The sequence below is a fragment of the Streptomyces marinisediminis genome, from assembly GCF_026262575.1.
Classification (GTDB): Bacteria; Actinomycetota; Actinomycetes; order Streptomycetales; family Streptomycetaceae; genus Streptomyces; species Streptomyces marinisediminis.
In genome coordinates, this window is the sequence record NZ_JAPKFL010000006.1 from 98,721 (window position 1) to 118,142 (window position 19,422).

A 19,422-nucleotide genomic window follows, 5' to 3' on the forward strand; every position below is an offset into this window, starting at 1 on the left:
TCAGTGGATCGCAGGAGCCGTTGACGTTGCGTGCGGGACTACTTCTTCGCCGCGCGGCGGCCTCGCGTCGCAGCGGGCGGGCGCCAGGCGCGCAGATCGTCGTCGGTGAGGCCGTGCTCGCCCTGCACCATCTGCCGGTCACCCCGGAAGAACGCGGCCGGGGAGGAGCTGAAGGCCGCGTCGAACTCGTTGTGCCACTGATCCAGCCAGGGCTGGAGCTCCAGCAGTCCGGCGAGGAAGGGCGTCAGCTCCTCGGCGGTCAGCGCTTCGTGCGTGGCGATGTAGGTGTCGAGGGCGTACGCCTGCTCCTGGTGATCCCACCCGGCCCAGCCGTAGAGCTGCGGCGTCGCAACGTTGGTCTGCCCGTAGGAGATGAACCGCTCCTTGGGCACGTCCAGCTTGCCGCGTGCTCGCCAGTAGGAGGGCCGCAGGAAGTCGGCGGACGTGTACTTCGGCGGGACGGGGATGGTGTCACGGATCTTCCGCTTGGCCTGCTCGTCCGGGGCGGCGTCCTCCTGCCGCTGGAGGTCCCAGACGTGCTCCCAGTCGGCCCGCTTCTTGAGCCCGGACGGCTTGTACCGCAACGCGGCGAGGAACGGCACGTGCTCGTCGCTCATCAACTCCGCGACGACGGCAGGAAGCTCCTTACGCGGCGCGTAGATCTTCGCCACGGACACGAAGTCCTCGTCCTGCGACAGCGCATCAGTCAACCGCGACAGCGTGACCAGCGCAGGCATGCCGTTCTCGTCGAACCAGTGCTCCCGCGCCTCGATCCGATCCAACAGCCAGGCGCGCAGCGCCTTCTCCTGAAGCGAGTCCCACCCTTCGGTAGCCCACCGCCGCTTGTACTCCGGCCGCTCGATCATCCCGATGGCACGCGACGACTCGATGGCGTCAATCCGCTTCTGCACAACCTCGCGGTATGCGGCTGGCCAGTGTTCCGGAATCTCGGTGATCGGCGTAGAGCCATGCCGCTTGAACCACTCGTCGCTGGCTTCTCCAGCCGTGGCGCGTCGGGCGAGTACAATTTCAAAAGCTCGTTCACCGAGTGAAATGTTAGGGATTTCAGGCGATTTTGGATTTTCGGAAACTCTTAGGTCTTGCGGGTGTAGGTTGTAGAGGTGGTAGACGTGCCAGTCCAACTCTTCCTGCAATGCGATGAGTCTTGTGCGGTTGCAGTGCCAAGCCTCACGCGCCTGACGGAGATTAGCTGATGAGGCAGGTGCAGTTGCAATGGTCGAGGCGTCGTCAGCGGTTAGCTGGGCTAGGTTATCCAGTTCTGTGGCGAGAGATTTTGGGTTGGCGCCCGGCAAAGGAAGGCGCATCATCGGCGTGGCATTGAATTGGAAGCGTTCAGACCAGGGTTGCGCGCTTACCCTTGCGCCATCGCTTCCGACAGGATCTCCGCCATTTCCGTAGTTCACCTGCTTCATCCAGAAGCACACGGTTGATGAATTCAGGAGCGCCCAAATGTTTCGGTAATCCTGGTCTGAGCAATCATCCTTGAGAATGATTACGGGTGCTGAGTGCTTGAATACGCTGCCCTTGCGGGCCAAGGCGAAGTGATTGTGTGATGCGACGAACGCGAAGGGAATCGAGAGCCTAGCGCGGTACCGCTCCCTAAAAAACATTGAGTATTCGAACCAGGTAAGGTTTCGTTCTTGCTGATTCTTGCCGAAGGCTGACCGCTGCCTCAGTAGAGTCTTGTTGGGCCACAAGGCTTGATCGACTTCGCGGTTCGTCGCCGCTTTGAGTGAATCTCCAGAATAGGGCCAGATTGTTGCAGTGGTCCCATTGATTCGAAGGTCGCGAACTTCGGTCCCTTCAATCAAAGGGCGGTGAAAGCTTTTGGAGATGCCGCGCCGGTTGAGGAATCCGGAGCCAACTAGATATGCGCTGTCCTCTCTTGTGACGGCTCCAGCTCCAATGTCATGAATCAGTGAGGAGAGAGTTGTGGTGGAGGCCATTTCCAGGGTCTCAACCAGCTCAAGGCCCCCATCAGTCAAAATCCATGGTTGGGCCCCGAAGTAGCGTTCCCGCTCTAGATCGTCTACGGAAATCCATGAGTTAGCTGACCCAGGGTTATCGACCTGCCGCACAATTGCACGCCACACAAAGCCATCTTCGCCACGCTTTGGCGCGGCAGGTTCGCCTTGGACGCTACGAACGGTGCGGATCGTTGCTGAGCGGGTGCTGCCCGAGCGGCGTGTGCCGATGAGAATAACAGTCGGCGTCCCGTGCCCTGGGATATAAGCGCCGGAAGTGTCGATGACCTCCGTCAATTCCACTTTGTCGCGGAAGAAGGACTCGATCAGCTTCGTTCCGAACTCGCGCTTCATGAACGAGTTCGCGGTGATCTGGCCCACCATGCCGTAGCCGCTGCCTTCAGCGTCTCCTCGGCAGGCGAGTTCGAAGAACCGTTGGGCGAACGGCACCGACAACGCGTACGTGCCACCACAGGCGTCGTACAGCTCCCGGTACAGCGCGTTGAGCTTTTTGTCCTTCACCGTGATGTACGGCGGGTTCCCCACCACCACGTGGTACCGGCCCGGTTCCAGGATGCCGGGGTGCTCGTGGATGTCCTCGGGGGCGTACTTGAAGTCGGCCAGTTCGTCGCCGTCGCCGCCTCCACCGAGGAGGTCCGCCTCCGCGAACAGGGCGTCCTGCCGGTGCTTGATCAGGGAGTCGCCCACCGCGAGGTGCATCGGCCACGCGTACCGGTTGGCCTCGGCCATCGTCCGGACGCCGCTCGCCGCCATCGCGGCGACCAGCAGCCGGAAGCGGGCGATGGCCACGGCGAAGGGGTTGATGTCGACGCCGTGGACGGAGTCCAGCGCGGCCCGTACGCGCTCGTGCACGTCACGGCCGGGCTGGCCCTCGCCCCACAGCCGCAGCAGGCGCCGGAACGCGCCCAGTACGAAGTGCCCCGACCCGCAGGTGGGGTCGATCATCTTCAGTTCCTCGTAGCCGAACTCGCGGACCGCCGGGTCCATCGTCCGGTCGAGGATGAACTCCTCCACGAACTCCGGGGTCTGGAGCAGCGCGTACGTCTTGCGGGCGGCTTCGCTCAGGTCCTGGTAGAGATCGCCCAGGAAGCGCGTGTCCCACCCTTCCGTGCCGTCCTCGTTGAGCCGGTCCGTGAAGTCGTGGACGAGGGTCCCCGACTCGTCGCGCTCGCGCCAGAAGTCCACCAGGTCCCGGGCGCCGTCGTGGGAGAGGGGGATCTGGTAGAGCGGGTTGTGGCGGCGGTCGAAGAGGAGGCGTCCGGCCTGCCCCGCGCCCAGTTCGTCGAAGGCGTGCTCCAGCCAGCCCCGGTACGTCGGGTCGTCCGACGTGGCGACGTAGTCCTCGAAGCGGGCCAGCGCCACGTCGAGGCGGTCCGTCTCCGGAGCCGTCAGGTAGGGCTCCGGGATCAGCTCGTTGTCCTCGCAGAAGCGGACGAAGACCGTGCCGAGGACCCAGGCCACCGCGACCTGTGTGACGCGCTCGTCCAGCCAGGAGTTCCACGTCGCCGCCGTGCGGCCGAGCGTGCGGGCCTGGTCGTACTCGGCGCGGAGCTTCGCACCCACCTCCGGCAGCTCCCTCACCTGCTGCCCGAGATCCGCCTCGACCGCCTTGACCTGCCTCTTCAGGTCCTCCAGCAACGCCTTGCGGTCGATCACGTGGCCACTCCCTCGGTTCCCTGGGCTTCGACGCCCTGCTCGCCGGACCGGTGGGCGTTGTTGACCCACGCGTCCGGAAGTTCGATCCACTCGCCCAGCCCGGCCTGGTGCGCCACCGCGACCTGGCCCAGCTTCGGCTCCCGCGCCGGGTCGGGCTGCGGCACCAGCAGCCACAGCCCGCGACCGCCCCGCCGGGCGGCCTCCGCCAGCCGGTCCAGCACGCCCATCGCGTCGTAGCGCGCGAACACCGCCGCCTCCGTCAGCAGGACCGGGCCGGGGCCGGCCGCGCTCCCGGCGTTCCCGTCACCGCCGGTCAGCAGCGCGCGCACCTGCGGCTCCACCGCGCCCCAGGCCGTGCGCGCGTACTCGGCGAACTTCACCGCGCCGCGGGAGCCGGGCTCGGCGGCGTCCGCCTTGAGCAGCGTCTCCCACGTCGGCTTGGTGCCCGGCGGCACGAGCCCGCGCAGCGCCGTGAGGAACAGTTCCGTGACGGAGACGACCTGCGCGTTCGTCCGGTCCGCGCGGGCGAGCTGCCGCGCCGCCGCGTGGAAGCTGTCCTGGTGGACGGTGAGCACCCGGTAGCCGTCGCGGCGGGCGGAGGCCGTCAGCCGCTCCTCCGCGCGCACGGCGCCCGCCAGCGACGGGTCGTCGGCGTACCGGGTCACGGCGCCGACGCCGGTGGACCGGCGCCAGGCGTCCGTCGTCAGGTAGCTCGACGCGGTGTCCGGGCGGGCGGGCAGGTAGCGCGAGGTGCCGGTGTCCTCGCGGGTGGCCAGCTTCAGGTCGAAGCCGGCCTCGCGCAGCGCCTTGGTGAGCGGGCCGCCGGTGGGCAGCTCGTGGGTCGTGCCGCCGCGCGGGTGGGGGACGACGAGCTCGGGGAAGCGGGCCCGTACCCGCTCGTGGATCTCGGTCGCGGTCACGCCGGGCTGTCGTTCCTCCGGGACGCCGGGGTTCGGCCGGACCAAGCCGGCCTGGGTGAGCCGCAGGGCGCGCACCAGCGGCAGGTCGCGCGGGTAGATCTCCAGCCGGGGGGTGGCCGCCGCGTTGGCGGAGGCCGCCGCCGCCAGCTCGACCAGGCGGCGTTCGTCCCACTCCACCGCACCGGGCGGCGGGGTGAGCGCGCCCAGCTCGCCGAGCACCGTCGTCGCCGTCGGCAGGGTGTCCAGGCGGGCCAGGCGGTCGGCCGTCCGGCCCAGCCGCGTCGCGTAGTCCAGCAGTCCGGGGGCCGTCGGGGTGTCGGGGGCGTCGTCCTCGCGGACGTCCAGCGCGAGCAGACCCGCGCCCAGCTCCTCCTGCGTCGCCCTGCGGTTCGGCTGGTGCTGGAACTCCGCCTCGGCGGGCTCCAGTTGCTCCACCTCCACGACGGCGCGGACGGCGGCCAGGGCCAGCGCGCGGCGCTGCCCGCGTTCGGCGAGCTGCGTGCCGCGCCGCACGGCGAGCGCGTCCGCGATCTCGACGGCGGAGGCGACCCGGCCCAGCCCCACGAGCAGGTCGGTGATCTCATCGCGCAGGGCCCGCACCGCGGGGTCCTTCTTCCAGCGCTTGCGCTCCTCCTTGAGGAGCTGCGGGATGCGTCCGGCGGACAGGCCCAGCGCGTCGGCGACGTCCTTCTGCCTGGGCCAGACGCCGATGCCGGGCAGCTCCCCGTGCTCGTCGGGCAGCCGCAGCAGGAGGCGGACCGTCTCCACCTTGTTGTGGTTGGAGCGGTTGTTGTTCAGCGCGGGGACGAGCACGGTGGCCAGCGTGTCGAGGCTGACCGAGCGCAGCGCCTTGCCGCTCAGCCCGCCCGCGCCCGCACTCGTCGCGAGGGAACCGAGGACGGCGGACTCCGCGCGGGTGAGCTGCGCCAGCTCCTCGCGGGCTTCCGCCCGGCCGCGCGGCGTCAGCGGGGAGAGCGGGGCCTCGCGCAGCCGCTCGCCCCACTCGCGCTGGCGGCGCTGCACCTCGCCGCGCGTCTTGGCGCCCAGGCCCGGCGCGTTGAGCAGCTTGCGGCGGCTGTAGTCGAGGAGTTCGCCGACGGTGGTGATGCCCAGGCCGTAGAGGAAGGACTCGGCGGCGGGGGAGAGGCCGGAGGCCGACAGGTGCGTGTCCCGGGTGACGACGGCGGCGAGCCGTTCGCGCTCCTGCTCGGCGGTGAGCGGCTCGGCGTCCGCGATGGCGGCCGGGTGCCCGGCCGCCCGCCCGGCCGCCGGGTCGGCGTCGGCGGCTCCGGCGGCGTCGGCCCCGGCCCCGGCTCCGGCCGCGGTCCCCGGGGCCGTTCCGGCGGTGGACTCCGCCTCCGCGCGGCGCGAACGGTGGCTGGAGGGCACCGTCTGCGAGGCGTCCAGGAAGACGCGCTTCCACGCGTCCCGCATCGGCTTCAGCTCGGGGAAGCGCTGGGCGGCTTCCCGGTGCAGGGCCTTGCGGAAGAAGGCGAGCAGCCCGTCGCGCACCGGGGACTCGAAGGCGTCGGCGGCGATGACCGGGTGCGGGAACTCCTCGGCGTCCGTCATGTGCGGCGGCACCGAGCCGTCGCCCCACCGGGGCAGCTCGCCCGAGGCCATCTCGTGCAGCGTCACGGCGACGGCGTAGCGCTCGGCGTGCGAGTCGTAGGCGGTGCGGGTCAGTCGCCCGATGAACGGATCGAGGTAGCCCTCGGTACCCGCCTCGTAGTCCTTCGCCGGGTAGCCGGCCAGCGAGAAGTCGATGAGGACCAGCTCGCGGGTGCGGTTGGGGCGGATGCGGACGGCGATGTTGTCCGGCTTGATGTCGCGGTGCCAGATGCTCTCGCCCTCCAGGAAGTCGACCGCGCCGAAGAGGTAGTCGCCGTAGGCTTCGAGCTGGTCCAGCCGGAGGCGGCCGCCCTCGCGCAACTGCCGGGCGACCGTCTCCTCGCGGTGCCGCGTGCGGGTGCCGGACGCCGTGGGCCCCTCGCCCTCGACGTCGTCCTCGCGCTCGTCGCCCACGTACTCCAGGACGAGGGCGGTACGCCCCGCGATCCGCAGCGGCGCGCGCTCGACGAGCCGGATGATCCGCGAGTCCGGCCGCAGCCGGCCCATCACCTCGGCCTCGCGGGCCAGCACCTCGCCCCGGCTGTCGGACAGGGCGACCTTCAGCACGGCCAGCGCCCGGGTGCCGCGCTGCGCGGCCTGGAGATCGCGCACGAGGAAGGCGCGGCTCGTCGACCCCGTGCCCAGGCGGCGGCGGATCTCCCAACGACCGGCCAGGACGTCCCCGGCGACGGCCTCCAGCGGGTCCTTCTCCGGGACGGCGGTGGCTGCCCCCGCCGCGGCGCCGGCCTCGTCGCCCTCCGGTGCGGGCGCCGCCGTCGGGGCGGTGAGACCGTCCTCGACGCACTCCAGCATCTCCAGGAACTCGTCCACCGTGGAGAGCCGCTGCTCGGGACGGTACGCGGTGGCCGCCTGCACCAGATCGTCGATGTCCTCGGACAGACCGTCGACGAGCGCGCTGGGACGCAGGCCCTCGCCCGCCTCCAGCCGGGCCAGCAGTTCGGCCTGGCTCGCGGCCGGTGCCGTGCCGGTGGCCAGCAGGTAGGTGAGGACGCCGAGGCCGTACACGTCCAAGGACACCGGATCCGCCCTGAGCGCCGTCAACTCGGGTGCCAGATACGGGTCGGAGTCGTCGGAGAGGTGGGCGACGGACAGCGCGGTCGGCGCCAGACGCCTCCCCCCGCCCGCCGCGCCGGGCGCCGAGCCGCCGTCGGTGCCGCCGCGCTGGGTGGCGATGTGCCAGTCGGAGAGCTGCAGGCGCGGGGCGAGCCAGGCCGCCTCCTCACCGATCGCCCCGCTCCGGCGGCCCCGGTCGCGGGGGACGACGTGCACCGAGCGGGCGGCCAGGCCCCGGTGGTGGATACGGCTGGAGTGGGCGGAGCGCACCGTCTCGGCGAGCTGCCGCACGAGCGCCATCCGGGCCAGGATGTCCAGCTTGTCCCCGTACTGGAGCAGGTACTCGTCCAGGCGCAGCGTCTGCGGGTGGTAGTCGAAGATCAGCGCCGGGCCCGCCGAGTGGCCGGAGGGGTCGTACTGCCTGAGCTGGACGACCCCGGGGTGGCGGAAGCGGCGCAGCACCGCCGCCTCCCGCCGGGCGGCGTTGTCCACCGACTGGCGCAGCGACGCGTCCGACCCCCGCTCACGCAGGTAGATGCGCACCCGGGCGGGCTCGGGCAGCTCGGTGTGCTGGGCCAGGTAGTCGGCCCACGTCTTCCCGGAGTCGAACGCCTTGCGCTCCAGCCGGTAGGGGCCGACCCTGTACTCGGCGTCGCTCTTGCGGATGCCGACGCGCTCCAGCGCCCCCTTGACCTCGCGCGAGGCGGTCACCGTCACGCGGCGGCGCTCGTCACGCGGCGGCTGCCTCAGCATCCGCACGAGCTGGGCGACGGTGTGCACGCCGTGCTGCTCGTGCGGGGGCAGCCGGATCCGCAGGCTGTCATCGGTGAAGCACACCGCCTCGGCGACCCACACCCGCCGACCGGCGCTGCCGAGCAGGGCGGCCAGCTCCTTGGCCTTCTTGTTGACCAGGTGCAGCGGGTTGCCGTGTGACTCGCGGCGCCCACCCGGCCTGGTCTGCACCCAGGTGCCGTTCTCGCTGGTGACCGAGCCGTGCCAGTGCTTGAGCTCGACCATCCACACACCGGCCGGTGCGACGACGAGCAGATCCACCTCGCGCACGTGCCCGGTGTTCGCGGTGAACGTGAAGTTCGACCAGGCCCGCCAGGGGTCGGCGTCCGGCAACCGCTCGCGAATGGCCTCCAGGCCACGGCGCTCGTGGTCGAACTCGGACTCGGTGACCGTCGTCCACCGGCCTTCCCGCATGCGCGACTCCCCGCCTACGTCCCACGTACTCCGTGCCCGTCCGCCCGCCCGCCCCGGCCTCCGCACGCTCCCGCGCAACGCCGACGAACCTGGCGAAACTCTAGCCGCGCCCGATGACACCGGCCCCGGGGGACCAGCAGCGTAACCGACCGGTTACGTACCCCGGGGCGGCGGCAGGCGGCTCGGCCGAACAGCGGCTCCACCGGCGCCGGGCCCGACCGGTCACAGGCCCGGTCGCGGGCCGGGCCTACGCGGCGGCGCTCACCGGCGGTCGCCGCTCGGCGTGCGGCAGGAGCCGCCGGTCGCGCAGCCGCACGCGTCATCGGCGGGCTGGTCCGCTGCCGGAGACGCGGTGAGCACGGCGGCGGGGGGCGCGGCGCAGCAGCCGTCCCCGCGCCAGGCCTCGCGGCCCTCCCTGACGGCTATGCCGGCGATGACGAGGGCGGCGAGGGGGTCGGCCCAGGACCAGCCGAGCGTGGCGTTGGCCAGCAGCCCGACCAGCAGGACGGCGGAGAGGTAGGTGCACAGCAGGGTCTGCTTGGAGTCGGCCACGGCCGAGGCCGACCCCAGTTCGCGGCCGGTCCGGCGCTGTGCGTAGGACAGGAACGGCATGACGGCCAGGGACAGCGCAGCGATGACGATGCCCGGCAGGGAGCCGTCCGCCTCGCCGCTGCCCAGCAGGGAGCGGATCGCGTCGAGGGTGACGTAGGCGGCCAGGGCGAAGAAGGAGAAGGCGATGACGCGCAGCGCCGTCTTCTCCCGCGACTCGCGCACCGCGTCGTCCGTCGCGGAGAACTGCCAGGCCACCGCCGTGGCGGAGGAGACCTCGACGACCGAGTCGAGCCCGAAGCCGATCAGGGCGGTGGAGGAGGCCATGGTGCCGAAGGTCAGGGCGACGACGGCCTCGACGACGTTGTAGGCGATGGTCGCGGCGACCAGCCATCTCACGCGGCGGGTGAGGACCTCCCGCCGCGCCGGGGAGGGGTCCAGCTCCAGGGAGGCCATCAGCAGCACCCCTGCTCGGCGGCGTCGGGGCAGGTGCGGTCGGCCTCGACGGCGAGCACGGCGTCGCGCAGGTCGTCGAGGGCGTGGCCGAGGCGGGAGTCGGCGAGTTCGTAGCGCACGCGCCGCCCCTGCGGTACGGCGACGACCAGGCCGCAGTCGCGCAGGCAGGCCAGGTGGTTCGACAGCCGGGTGCGGGAGACGTCCAGCGCTTCCGCGAGGTCGGCCGGGTGGCGTGGCGCGTCCCGCAGGGCGAGGAGGACCCGGCACCGGATCGGGTCGGCCAGCGCCCGGCCGAAGCGGGCCAGTGCGTCGATGTCGGTCGCGAGGGTAAGCACCCGCCCGACGATACATCGAAGCGTGAATTCATGAAAGCGTGTCTTATGTGGGTCGCGGCGCTCCGGTGGGCTCCGGAGGCTTGCGCCGCCGCCGCTTGCCACGCTTGCCACGCCGCGCGCGGCGCCCCGGAGGCCGTGCTCCGCCGGGTCCCAGCGAGCGCAACATGCCGCACCGGGCTCCGGAGCCGCACGCCGGGGGCCCGACACCTCCGGCACCACACCCGTGAGCTGTCGCCGACTTCTCCTGCGCCCTCCCGCCCGTTCTGTCGGTGGACGAGCACACGGGACCCCTGACGGACGGGGGGCCCTGGTCGGGCATCCGCCCGCCGAGGGCTTCACGTTCGCTGTCAGCCCAGCGACCCCCTGCTCACCCGGCACGTCGGCAAAGCCCCACTGTGCTCACCGTGCACGCCGGGCCGGTGTCCGGCGGCTGGTCCGGGTTGCCGAACGATGAGTTCCTCCCGCCCTGCGGGTCTATCCCGGCGGAACAGCCCGGTGGGCTGGACGGAAGGCGACGGAACTGGAGCGCACCCATGGTCATTGTTGCAGGGCACCTCACCGTTGAGCCGCGGCAGCGCGAGACCTACCTCGCGGGCTGCGTGCGCATCGTCGAAACGGCTCGCCGGGCAGCGGGCTGCCTCGACATCGCGATCTGCGCGGACCTGGTCGACCCCGGCCGGGTCAACATCTTCGAGCGCTGGGAGTCGCAGGCGGCGCTGGACGCCTTCCGCGGCAGCGCCCCCGACACGGAACCGCTCCCGGCGATGCTCACGGCGTCCGTTCAGGAGTACGACGTCGCCGAGGCGCGGGCCGCGTTCGGGAAGAGCGTTCCGCTGAGAGAACCTCAATGAACCGACCGGACGGACTCCGCTGCCCTCGACGAGACGCGCACCGCGGACCGGCCGGCGGACCGGTCGGATGGAACGATGCAGGAAACCCAGCGAGAAGGAAGTCGCGGTCATGAAGCTCACCACCACCACATGGATCTCCCTCGACGGCGTGATGCAGGGACTCGGCGGGCCGGACGAGGACCGCGGCGGCGGATTCGAGCGCGGCGGATGGGCCATGCCGCTGTTCGACGACGAGGCCGCGACGTTTCTGCACCGGGTCTACGGGCGCGCCGACGCGTTCCTCTTCGGTCGGCGGACCTACGAGATCTTCGCCGGCTACTGGGGAGCGATGGCGGACCCGGGCGCGAACCCCATCGCAGCGGCCTTGCACACGAAGCCCAAGTACGTGGCGTCGACCACGCTCACCGACCCGACGTGGTCGGACACCACCGTCCTCACCGGTGACGTCGCCGCCGCCATCGGCCGCCTGAAGGCCGAAGAGGGAGGGGAGTTGCAGGTGCACGGCAGCGGCGGTCTGATCCGCTGGCTGCTCGGCAACCAGCTCGTCGACGAGCTCACCCTGCTGGTCTGCCCCGTGGTCATCGGCCAGGGCACGCGGCTGTTCCCCGACACCGGCCCGGACGCAGCGCTCGACCTGCTGGAGACCCGGTCCACCCCGAAGGGGGTGACGATCCAGGTCTACCGGCCGACCGGACGCCCGCAGTACGGAACGGCCACGCCGACCCCCGGCACGTGACCTAAGAGCCGCAGCCGGTGCTCCTTCGCCGATGTGCCGGAGTGACCGGCCGGTGTACCGCAGCCGCCCCCGCGGGACACCGTCCGGCGGGCGTCGCGTCGGCGGCCCCCAGGGGCTCGCGCGGGTTCGGTCCGGCCGTCCGAGGCGGGCGGGGCCGGCGCGGCGGCGCGCCCGCCGCCAGCCGCCGCGTACGCCGGGGCCGCCCGCCCCCGGCGGTTCCGCGTCCCGGTACGGGCTCGCGGGAGGCTGCCCGGCCACGGTGAACGGGGGCCGGCGAGCGGACCGGAGCGGGCCGCCGGGACCGCGCCCTCTGGCGGGTCGTCCACGCGGCGTCGGCGGCCCGTGCCCTCGCGTACGCGTCATTGTCAACGCGGTGACCGTGGTTAGCCCACAAGGGTGACGTCTGTTCAGGTCGCGTCTGGTGAACCACCGAGCCGTACATCTCCAGCCTGGCTACGGCAGCCGTGAGGTAAACGCGATAATCCAGACGGAATTATCAGCTTGCTGCACGTGCGCTGTAGTGCTGGATCACCCCGCCGCGAAAGCATCTCCTCACAGCGATCCCAGACGTGAAGGAGCCGGTGCAATGGCCGACTGGAAGCAGATCAGCGGTGCGCTCGTCCGGATTTCGGCCGGGTCGAGGACGAACGTGTGGGGTGTGAACTCGGCGGGGAACATCTACCGTTACACCAACAATGACGCCAATCCGTGGGTGCAGGTGCCCGGGGCGTTGACGGATGTCGGGGCGGCTGCTGACGGCACGGTGTGGGGGGTGAACTCGGCCGGGAACATCTACCGCTACACCGGCGACCAGGAGAGTGGCCACTGGAAGCAGGTCAGCGGTGCGCTCGTCCGGATTTCGGCCGGGTCGAGGACGAACGTGTGGGGTGTGAACTCGGCGGGGAACATCTACCGTTACACCAACAATGACGCCAATCCGTGGGTGCAGGTGCCCGGGGCGTTGACGGATGTCGGGGCGGCTGCTGACGGCACGGTGTGGGGGGTGAACTCGGCGGGCAACATCTACCGCTACACCGGCGACCAGGAGAGTGGCCACTGGAAGCAGGTCAGCGGTGCGCTCAGGGCGATCTCGGCGGGCTCCCGCACCTCCGTCTGGGGTGTGAACTCGGCGGGGAACATCTACCGTTACACCAACAATGACGCGAGCCCGTGGGTGCAGGTGCCCGGGGCGTTGACGGATGTCGGGGCGGCTGCTGACGGCACGGTGTGGGGGGTGAACTCGGCGGGCAACATCTACCGCTACACCGGCGACCAGGAGAGCTGACCCGCAGCGCGGCGGCCTACCGCCAAAAGCCCGGGCCGTTCACGCTTTGGGGCGTGAACGGCCCGGCACGCGCCGGGGCCTCGCGCTGGAACTCGGGCGCGACGGCGTCAACCCGCGCGCGCTCGGGACGGCCAACGCGCTGACCACGGGCGCCGACCGGGCGAGGCGGCCTCCTCGCCCGGCGTGGGCCGTAGCCGGGTCGGTCGGAACTGGGTGCCGCGGTGTCCGTGGCGCGGGAGACGGCGGCAAAGGTGCTGGCCCCGCGTGCGGCCGTCGTGGACGAGCGGCAGCAGTGGCCGGAGCGGGGCGTGCGGGCTCTGCAACGACCCCCGTGGCGGGCCCGTTACGCTCGGCGCACGCCCGGGCGGCGAAGGACAGCGCGTTGCTGTCGTCGGCGACGGCGTCAACACCGCCGCCGCTCTGACCGGTGTCCCCCTCAGCGCCGGGGGGTCGCCCCCGCGGGTGCGGGCTCGGCCGGAGGAGCCGGGCGGGTGGAGTCGGCCGGTCCCGCGCTGCGGATGCCGCGAGGCCCGGGCCCCTTGCGGCGCTCTGCCCGGTGCGCCGCGGCTCGTGCCACACCGGTGGCGCGGGGCCGGTCGGTGCGCCGGTCAGCGGTGCAGGGCTCGCAGCAGCATCGGCAGGGACCTGCGGAACTCCCGGGACCAGTAGGCGGGGTCGTGGGTGCCGGAGTGGAAGTGCGTGGTGAGGCGGGCGCCCGCCCGGTCCAGCCGGGCGGCGAGCGTCTCGTTCTCCTCCCGCATGACGGCTTCGGTCGGGGAGTAGACGTCGTCCGGGAAGGGGTTCTCGGGGTCCTCCAGCCCGGGGACGTCCTCGTCGGGCTCGGTTCCCGGCGGGTCGAGCGGACCGAGCCGTCCGTCCCCGCAGGAGAGGTGGACGGGGACGCCGCGGAGCCGGTGCGCGAGGTGGGCGGGGTCGTGGGCCTGCCAGATGTGGCGTTGCCGCACGGGATGGCCCCACAGAGCGAGCCAGTCCATGCCGAGGTAGGTCATGCCGGCCCGGACCGTGTGCGGGTGCTGGAGCGGGTGGACGTAGCCGCTGTAGCTCGCCGCCGCGCGGAACAGGCCGGGTCGGCGGGCGGTGTAGGAGAGGGCGCCGAAGCCGCCCTGCGACTCCCCGGCGACGGCCCGCCGTGGTCCGGCGCCGAAGTGCCGTTCCATCAACGGCAGCACCTCCCCGACGTGGAACGTGGCGACCTTGGGCGGGCCGCCCGCCTTGTGGTCCCACCAGTCGGTGTAGAAGCCGTACAGGGGCATGTCCGGCATGACCACGAGGGTGTCCCGCAGGTCGGCCAGCCGGTGGATGCCGTGGTGCCGGGTCCAGGAGAGGTGGTCGCCGTCGCCTCCGGGCAGGAGGTAGAGCGTCGGCCAGTGTGCGGCGTGGTGGCGGCGCCGGTGCCAGCCCCGGGGGGTGAGGAGCCGGACCGCCGCCGTCCCGCCCAGTGCCGGGGAGTCGAGCGTCAGGTCGGTGATGCGGTCGCCGGTGCGCTCCTCACCGACCACACGCGGCTGCCGGGGCCCGGCGCCGGTGGGCACCGGCGCGGCGCCGGCCAGCCCCGCCGGGGCGAGGGCGCCCAGTGCGGCGAACGAGGCGAGGACACGGCGCCGCGAGCTGCCGGGCGTGGGTGACGTCATGGCTGGTGGTCCCTTCGGGAGAAGCGGTCGTACCCCCGAATATGGGCCCATTCCGGGCCGTGCCGCATCAGGAATCGCCCTGAAACCACCCTGGCCGGACCGGCACCGGAGTCCGGCGAGCCGTCCCCACGGCGTCCCACCGGTGCCGCCGCCCTTCCTCACCAGCGGTCCCGCCTGGCCGGGGGAGGGCGAAAGCGGGCACCGATCAGATGTCGCGGAAGGTCTCGATCTGGGCGCCGATGGAGTTGAGGCGGGCGGCGAGGTCTTCGTAGCCGCGGTTGATGACGTAGACGTTGCGCAGGACGGAGGTGCCCTCGGCGGCCATCATCGCCAGCAGGACGACGACGGCGGGGCGCAGGGCGGGCGGGCACATCATCTCGGCGGCGCGCCAGCGGGTGGAGCCTTCGACCAGCACCCGGTGCGGGTCCAGGAGTTGGAGGCGGCCACCGAGGCGGTTGAGGTCGGTGAGGTAGATGGCGCGGTTGTCGTAGACCCAGTCGTGGATCAGCGTCGAGCCGTGCGCGGTGGCGGCGATGGCCGCGAAGAAGGGCACGTTGTCGATGTTGAGGCCGGGGAAGGGCATGGGGTGGATCTTGTCGATCGGCGCCTCCAGTTTGGACGGGCGCACGGTGATGTCCACCAGGCGGGTGCGGCCGTTGTCGGCCCGGTACTCGCCGCCGCGGTCGTGGTCGAGGCCCATCTCCTCGAGCACGGCCAGCTCGATGTCCAGGAACTCGGCGGGCACCCGCCGGACGGTGAGTTCGGAGCCGGTGACCACGGCGGCGGCGATGAGGCTCATGGCCTCCACCGGGTCCTCGGAGGGGGAGTAGTCCACGTCCACGTCGATGTCCCGCACGCCGTGCACGGTGAGCGTCGTGGTGCCCACCCCCTCCACCCGCACGCCCAGCCGCTCCAGGAAGAAGCACAGGTCCTGGACCATGTAGTTGCTGGACGCGTTGCGGATGACCGTGACGCCGTCGTGCCGCGCGGCGGCCAGCAGCGCGTTCTCGGTGACGGTGTCGCCGCGCTCGGTGAGCACGATGGGCCGGTCCGGGCGCACGGAGCGGTCGACCACGGCGTGGTAGGCGCCGTCGGTGGCGGCGACGGAGAGGCCGAAACGGCGCAGGGCCTGCATGTGCGGCTCCACCGACCGGGTCCCGAGGTCGCAGCCGCCCGCGTACGGGATGCGGAATCGGTCCATGCGGTGCAGGAGCGGGCCGAGGAACATGATGATCGAGCGGGTGCGGCGCGCCGCGTCCTCGTCCATCCCGGCCAGGTCGAGTGCGGCCGGCGGGACGATCTCCAGGTCCCGTCCCTCGTTGATCCACCGGGTGCGTACCCCGATCGAGCTGAGGACTTCCAGCAGGCGGAAGACCTCCTCGATGCGCGCCACGCGACGCAGCACGGTGCGGCCCGAGGTGAGCAGGGACGCGCACAGCAGCGCCACACACGCGTTCTTGCTCGTCTTGACGTCGATGGCGCCGGAGAGGCGGCGCCCGCCCACGACGCGCAGGTGCATCGGGCCGGAGTAGCCGAGGGAGACGATCTCGCTGTCGAGCGCCTCGCCGATGCGGGCGATCATCTCAAGGCTGATGTTCTGGTTGCCGCGCTCGATGCGGTTCACCGCGCTTTGGCTCGTGCCGAGTGCCTCCCCCAAGTGCGCCTGTGACCAGCCGCGATGCTGACGGGCGTCCCGGATGAGCCGCCCGATCCGGGCGAGGTAGTCGTCGCTCATGTTCGTGAGGCTAACTCATATGTGAGATGAGTGCTCGTTGGGGAGACTGGTGGCGCTGGGGCGGGCGGGTGAGGTGTGACGACGCCCGCGGTCGGCGGGCAGGTGGGTTACCCGGCGCGCGGCGGTGAAACGCGCGCCGGGCGGCGGGTGCGGCGCGGGCGGGGCACGGTGTACGGGACGGCGGTGTTCGGGATGGGCTGGGGGCCGTCGCGGCGCGGCGCTGCGCGCGGCGCCCGGTGCGGGCGTCCCGGCGTGCGGCGGCGCGGCGCCGCGCAGGGCCGGGACACGGCGCCGCGCTGCCGCACGCCGGGTCCGCCCGCCGGGTGCGCGACGCGCGGGCCGGGACGGGGGTCGGGCATGGTTGGCGGGGCGGCGATGTACTAGAGTTATCTCGACATCGAGATATCTGACGAGAACACTGGACGGGGCGTGCCGCCGTCTCTCGAACTTAGGCAAGGCTAACTTAGGGCAACCTTAGCCGCCGGACAAGGGTCGCAGGCGGCAGGATTGCGGCGGTACGCGCGAACTCATGCACTGAAGGAGACTGTCGTGTCGGCGAACAGCTTCGACGCTCGCAGCACGCTGCAGGTGGGCGACGAGTCGTACGAGATCTTCAGGCTGGACAAGGTCGAAGGCTCCGCACGCCTTCCCTACAGCCTGAAGGTGCTGCTGGAGAACCTGCTGCGCACCGAGGACGGCGCCAACATCACCGCCGACCACATCCGTGCGCTGGCCGGCTGGGACGCCCAGGCCCAGCCCAGCCAGGAGATCCAGTTCACCCCCGCCCGGGTGATCATGCAGGACTTCACCGGGGTGCCCTGCGTGGTGGACCTCGCCACCATGCGCGAGGCCGTCAAGGAGCTGGGCGGCGACCCGGCCCGCATCAACCCGCTCGCCCCCGCCGAGCTGGTCATCGACCACTCCGTGATCGCCGACAAGTTCGGCACCCCGGAGTCCTTCGTCCAGAACGTCGACCTGGAGTACGGCCGCAACAAGGAGCGCTACCAGTTCCTGCGCTGGGGCCAGACGGCGTTCGACGAGTTCAAGGTCGTCCCGCCGGGCACCGGCATCGTGCACCAGGTGAACATCGAGCACCTGGCCCGCACCGTGATGGTGCGCGGTGGCCAGGCCTACCCGGACACCCTGGTGGGCACCGACTCGCACACCACCATGGTCAACGGCCTGGGCGTGCTCGGCTGGGGCGTCGGCGGCATCGAGGCCGAGGCCGCCATGCTCGGCCAGCCGGTGTCCATGCTCATCCCGCGCGTCGTCGGCTTCAAGCTCACCGGCGAGCTGCCCGCCGGCACCACCGCCACCGACCTGGTGCTCACCATCACCGAGATGCTGCGCGAGCACGGCGTCGTGGGCAAGTTCGTGGAGTTCTTCGGCGAGGGCGTCGGCGCCATCCCGCTGGCCAACCGCGCCACCATCGGCAACATGTCGCCGGAGTTCGGCTCGACCGCGGCCATGTTCCCGATCGACGCCGAGACCATCAACTACCTGCGCCTGACCGGCCGCGACGAGCAGCAGCTCGCCCTGGTCGAGACCTACGCCAAGGAGCAGGGCCTGTGGCTGGACCCGGCCGCCGAGCCGGAGTTCTCCGAGTACCTGGAGCTGGACCTGGGGACCGTCGTGCCGTCCCTCGCCGGCCCCAAGCGCCCGCAGGACCGCATCGCGCTCTCCCGCGCCAAGGAGCAGTTCCGCGCCGACCTGCCGAACTACGTGGGTGACACCAAGGCGGGACCGGGTACCAAGTCCCCGGTGGACGAGGCCAGCGACGAGTCCTTCCCGGCCAGCGACGCCCCGGCCTACGCCTCCGGCGAGAACGGCAACGGCAAGCCGAAGCACTCGGCCGCCGCCACCGCCGACGGCCGCCCCAGCCGCCCGGTGGCGGTCACCGGCGCGGACGGTGAGAGCTACGAGATCGACCACGGCGCCGTGACCGTCGCCGCGATCACCTCCTGCACCAACACCTCCAACCCCTCCGTCATGGTGGGGGCGGCGCTGCTGGCCAAGAAGGCCGTAGAGCGCGGGCTGACCCGCAAGCCGTGGGTGAAGACGACGCTGGCCCCCGGCTCCAAGGTCGTCATGGACTACTACGACCGCGCGGGCCTCACGCCCTACCTGGACAAGATGGGCTTCAACCTGGTCGGCTACGGCTGCACCACCTGCATCGGCAACTCCGGCCCGCTGCCGGAGGAGGTCTCCGAGGCGGTCAACGACAACGACCTCGCCGTCGTCTCCGTCCTGTCCGGCAACCGCAACTTCGAGGGCCGGATCAACCCCGACGTCAAGATGAACTACCTGGCCTCGCCCCCGCTGGTCGTGGCCTACGCGATCGCCGGGTCGATGGACATCGACATCACCACCGAGCCGCTGGCGCAGGACGCCGAGGGCAACGACGTCTACCTGCGCGACATCTGGCCCTCGGAGGCCGAGGTCGAGGAGGTCGTCGCCTCCGCGATCGGCCAGGAGATGTTCGGCCGCAGCTACTCCGACGTCTTCGCCGGCGACGAGCAGTGGCAGTCGCTGTCCATCCCGACCGGTGACACCTTCGAGTGGGACCCGCAGTCCACCTACGTCCGCAAGCCCCCCTACTTCGAGGGCATGGGCATGGAGCCCGAGCCGGTGGGGGACATCTCCGGCGCCCGTGTGCTGGCCAAGCTGGGCGACTCGGTCACCACCGACCACATCTCCCCGGCCGGCGCCATCAAGGCCGACACCCCGGCCGGCCAGTACCTCACCGAGCACGGCGTGCAGCGCCGCGACTTCAACAGCTACGGCTCGCGGCGCGGCAACCACGAGGTGATGATCCGCGGCACGTTCGCCAACATCCGCCTGCGCAACCAGATCGCGCCGGGCACCGAGGGCGGCTACACCCGCGACTTCACCCAGGCCGACGGCCCGGTCTCCTTCATCTACGACGCCTCGCAGAACTACCAGGCCGCCGGCATCCCGCTCGTCGTCCTGGCGGGCAAGGAGTACGGCTCCGGCTCCTCGCGCGACTGGGCGGCCAAGGGCACCGCGCTGCTGGGCGTGCGGGCGGTCATCGCCGAGTCCTACGAGCGCATCCACCGCTCGAACCTCATCGGCATGGGCGTCCTGCCGCTGCAGTTCCCCGAGGGCCAGAGCGCGGAGTCGCTGGGGCTCACCGGTGAGGAGACGTTCGCCGTCTCCGGCATCACCGCGCTGAACGACGGCGGCATCCCGGAGACGGTGAAGGTCAGCACCGACACCGGCGTGGAGTTCGACGCGCAGGTGCGCATCGACACCCCGGGCGAGGCCGACTACTACCGCAACGGCGGCATCATGCAGTACGTGCTTCGCTCGCTGCTGCGCAAGTAGCACCC

General features: G+C 71.4%; 10 protein-coding genes. 4 read left to right on the top strand and 6 right to left on the bottom strand.

Annotated elements, in window-relative coordinates; genetic code table 11:
* Positions 1-38 precede the first annotated feature (38 nt).
* The 4 genes from pglX to OSB71_RS06965 all read right to left on the bottom strand — a co-directional run bounded on the left by pglX (position 39) and on the right by OSB71_RS06965 (position 9,813).
* Complete coding sequence (gene pglX, locus OSB71_RS06950; protein WP_265945372.1) at positions 39-3,662, bottom strand: BREX-2 system adenine-specific DNA-methyltransferase PglX; 3,624 nt, start codon at positions 3,660-3,662, stop codon at positions 39-41.
* Positions 3,659-8,473 (bottom strand): BREX system serine/threonine kinase PglW, encoded by a 4,815-nt coding sequence (pglW, locus tag OSB71_RS06955; RefSeq protein ID WP_265945374.1) that lies wholly within the window; start codon positions 8,471-8,473, stop codon positions 3,659-3,661. Before pglW ends, pglX begins: the two co-directional genes overlap by 4 nt.
* A 261-nt stretch (positions 8,474-8,734) precedes the next feature.
* Complete coding sequence (locus OSB71_RS06960; RefSeq protein ID WP_265945376.1) at positions 8,735-9,478, bottom strand: cation diffusion facilitator family transporter; 744 nt, start codon at positions 9,476-9,478, stop codon at positions 8,735-8,737.
* Positions 9,478-9,813, bottom strand: coding sequence for an ArsR/SmtB family transcription factor (locus OSB71_RS06965; RefSeq protein ID WP_265945378.1), 336 nt, complete (start codon positions 9,811-9,813; stop codon positions 9,478-9,480). The genes OSB71_RS06960 and OSB71_RS06965 overlap by 1 nt, the downstream gene beginning before the upstream one ends.
* A 533-nt stretch (positions 9,814-10,346) precedes the next feature.
* Between OSB71_RS06965 and OSB71_RS06970 the strand changes: the two genes are divergently transcribed.
* From OSB71_RS06970 to OSB71_RS06980, 3 genes are all read left to right on the top strand, one after another.
* A complete protein-coding gene (locus OSB71_RS06970) occupies positions 10,347-10,664 on the top strand; it encodes a putative quinol monooxygenase (RefSeq protein ID WP_265945380.1) in 318 nt (105 codons plus the stop codon).
* Between the two features lie 109 nt (positions 10,665-10,773).
* A complete protein-coding gene (locus tag OSB71_RS06975; RefSeq protein ID WP_265945383.1) occupies positions 10,774-11,400 on the top strand; it encodes a dihydrofolate reductase family protein in 627 nt (208 codons plus the stop codon).
* Between the two features lie 586 nt (positions 11,401-11,986).
* Positions 11,987-12,685 (top strand): tectonin domain-containing protein, encoded by a 699-nt coding sequence (locus tag OSB71_RS06980; RefSeq protein WP_265945385.1) that lies wholly within the window; start codon positions 11,987-11,989, stop codon positions 12,683-12,685.
* A gap of 608 nt (positions 12,686-13,293) precedes the next feature.
* Here the strand turns inward: OSB71_RS06980 and OSB71_RS06985 are convergent.
* Together OSB71_RS06985 and OSB71_RS06990 are read right to left on the bottom strand one after the other, a co-directional pair.
* Complete coding sequence (locus OSB71_RS06985; protein ID WP_265945387.1) at positions 13,294-14,337, bottom strand: alpha/beta hydrolase; 1,044 nt, start codon at positions 14,335-14,337, stop codon at positions 13,294-13,296.
* A gap of 205 nt (positions 14,338-14,542) precedes the next feature.
* Complete coding sequence (locus OSB71_RS06990) at positions 14,543-16,072, bottom strand: UDP-N-acetylglucosamine 1-carboxyvinyltransferase (protein ID WP_265945389.1); 1,530 nt, start codon at positions 16,070-16,072, stop codon at positions 14,543-14,545.
* Between the two features lie 549 nt (positions 16,073-16,621).
* Here OSB71_RS06990 and OSB71_RS06995 point away from each other — a divergent pair.
* The gene (locus OSB71_RS06995) at positions 16,622-19,417 is read left to right on the top strand and encodes an aconitate hydratase (protein WP_265945391.1); all 2,796 of its coding nucleotides are present in this window, start codon (positions 16,622-16,624) and stop codon (positions 19,415-19,417) included.
* The last annotated feature ends 5 nt before the right edge of the window (positions 19,418-19,422 follow it).

Excerpts from the sequence above, each read along its gene's own strand:
- pglW (WP_265945374.1), bottom strand. The coding sequence starts at position 8,473 with ATGCGGGAAGGCCGGTGGACGACGGTCACCGAGTCCGAGTTCGACCAC.
- OSB71_RS06960 (WP_265945376.1), bottom strand. The coding sequence starts at position 9,478 with ATGGCCTCCCTGGAGCTGGACCCCTCCCCGGCGCGGCGGGAGGTCCTC.
- OSB71_RS06970 (WP_265945380.1), top strand. The coding sequence starts at position 10,347 with ATGGTCATTGTTGCAGGGCACCTCACCGTTGAGCCGCGGCAGCGCGAG.
- OSB71_RS06975 (WP_265945383.1), top strand. The coding sequence starts at position 10,774 with ATGAAGCTCACCACCACCACATGGATCTCCCTCGACGGCGTGATGCAG.
- OSB71_RS06980 (WP_265945385.1), top strand. The coding sequence starts at position 11,987 with ATGGCCGACTGGAAGCAGATCAGCGGTGCGCTCGTCCGGATTTCGGCC.
- OSB71_RS06985 (WP_265945387.1), bottom strand. The coding sequence starts at position 14,337 with ATGACGTCACCCACGCCCGGCAGCTCGCGGCGCCGTGTCCTCGCCTCG.
- OSB71_RS06990 (WP_265945389.1), bottom strand. The coding sequence starts at position 16,072 with ATGAGCGACGACTACCTCGCCCGGATCGGGCGGCTCATCCGGGACGCC.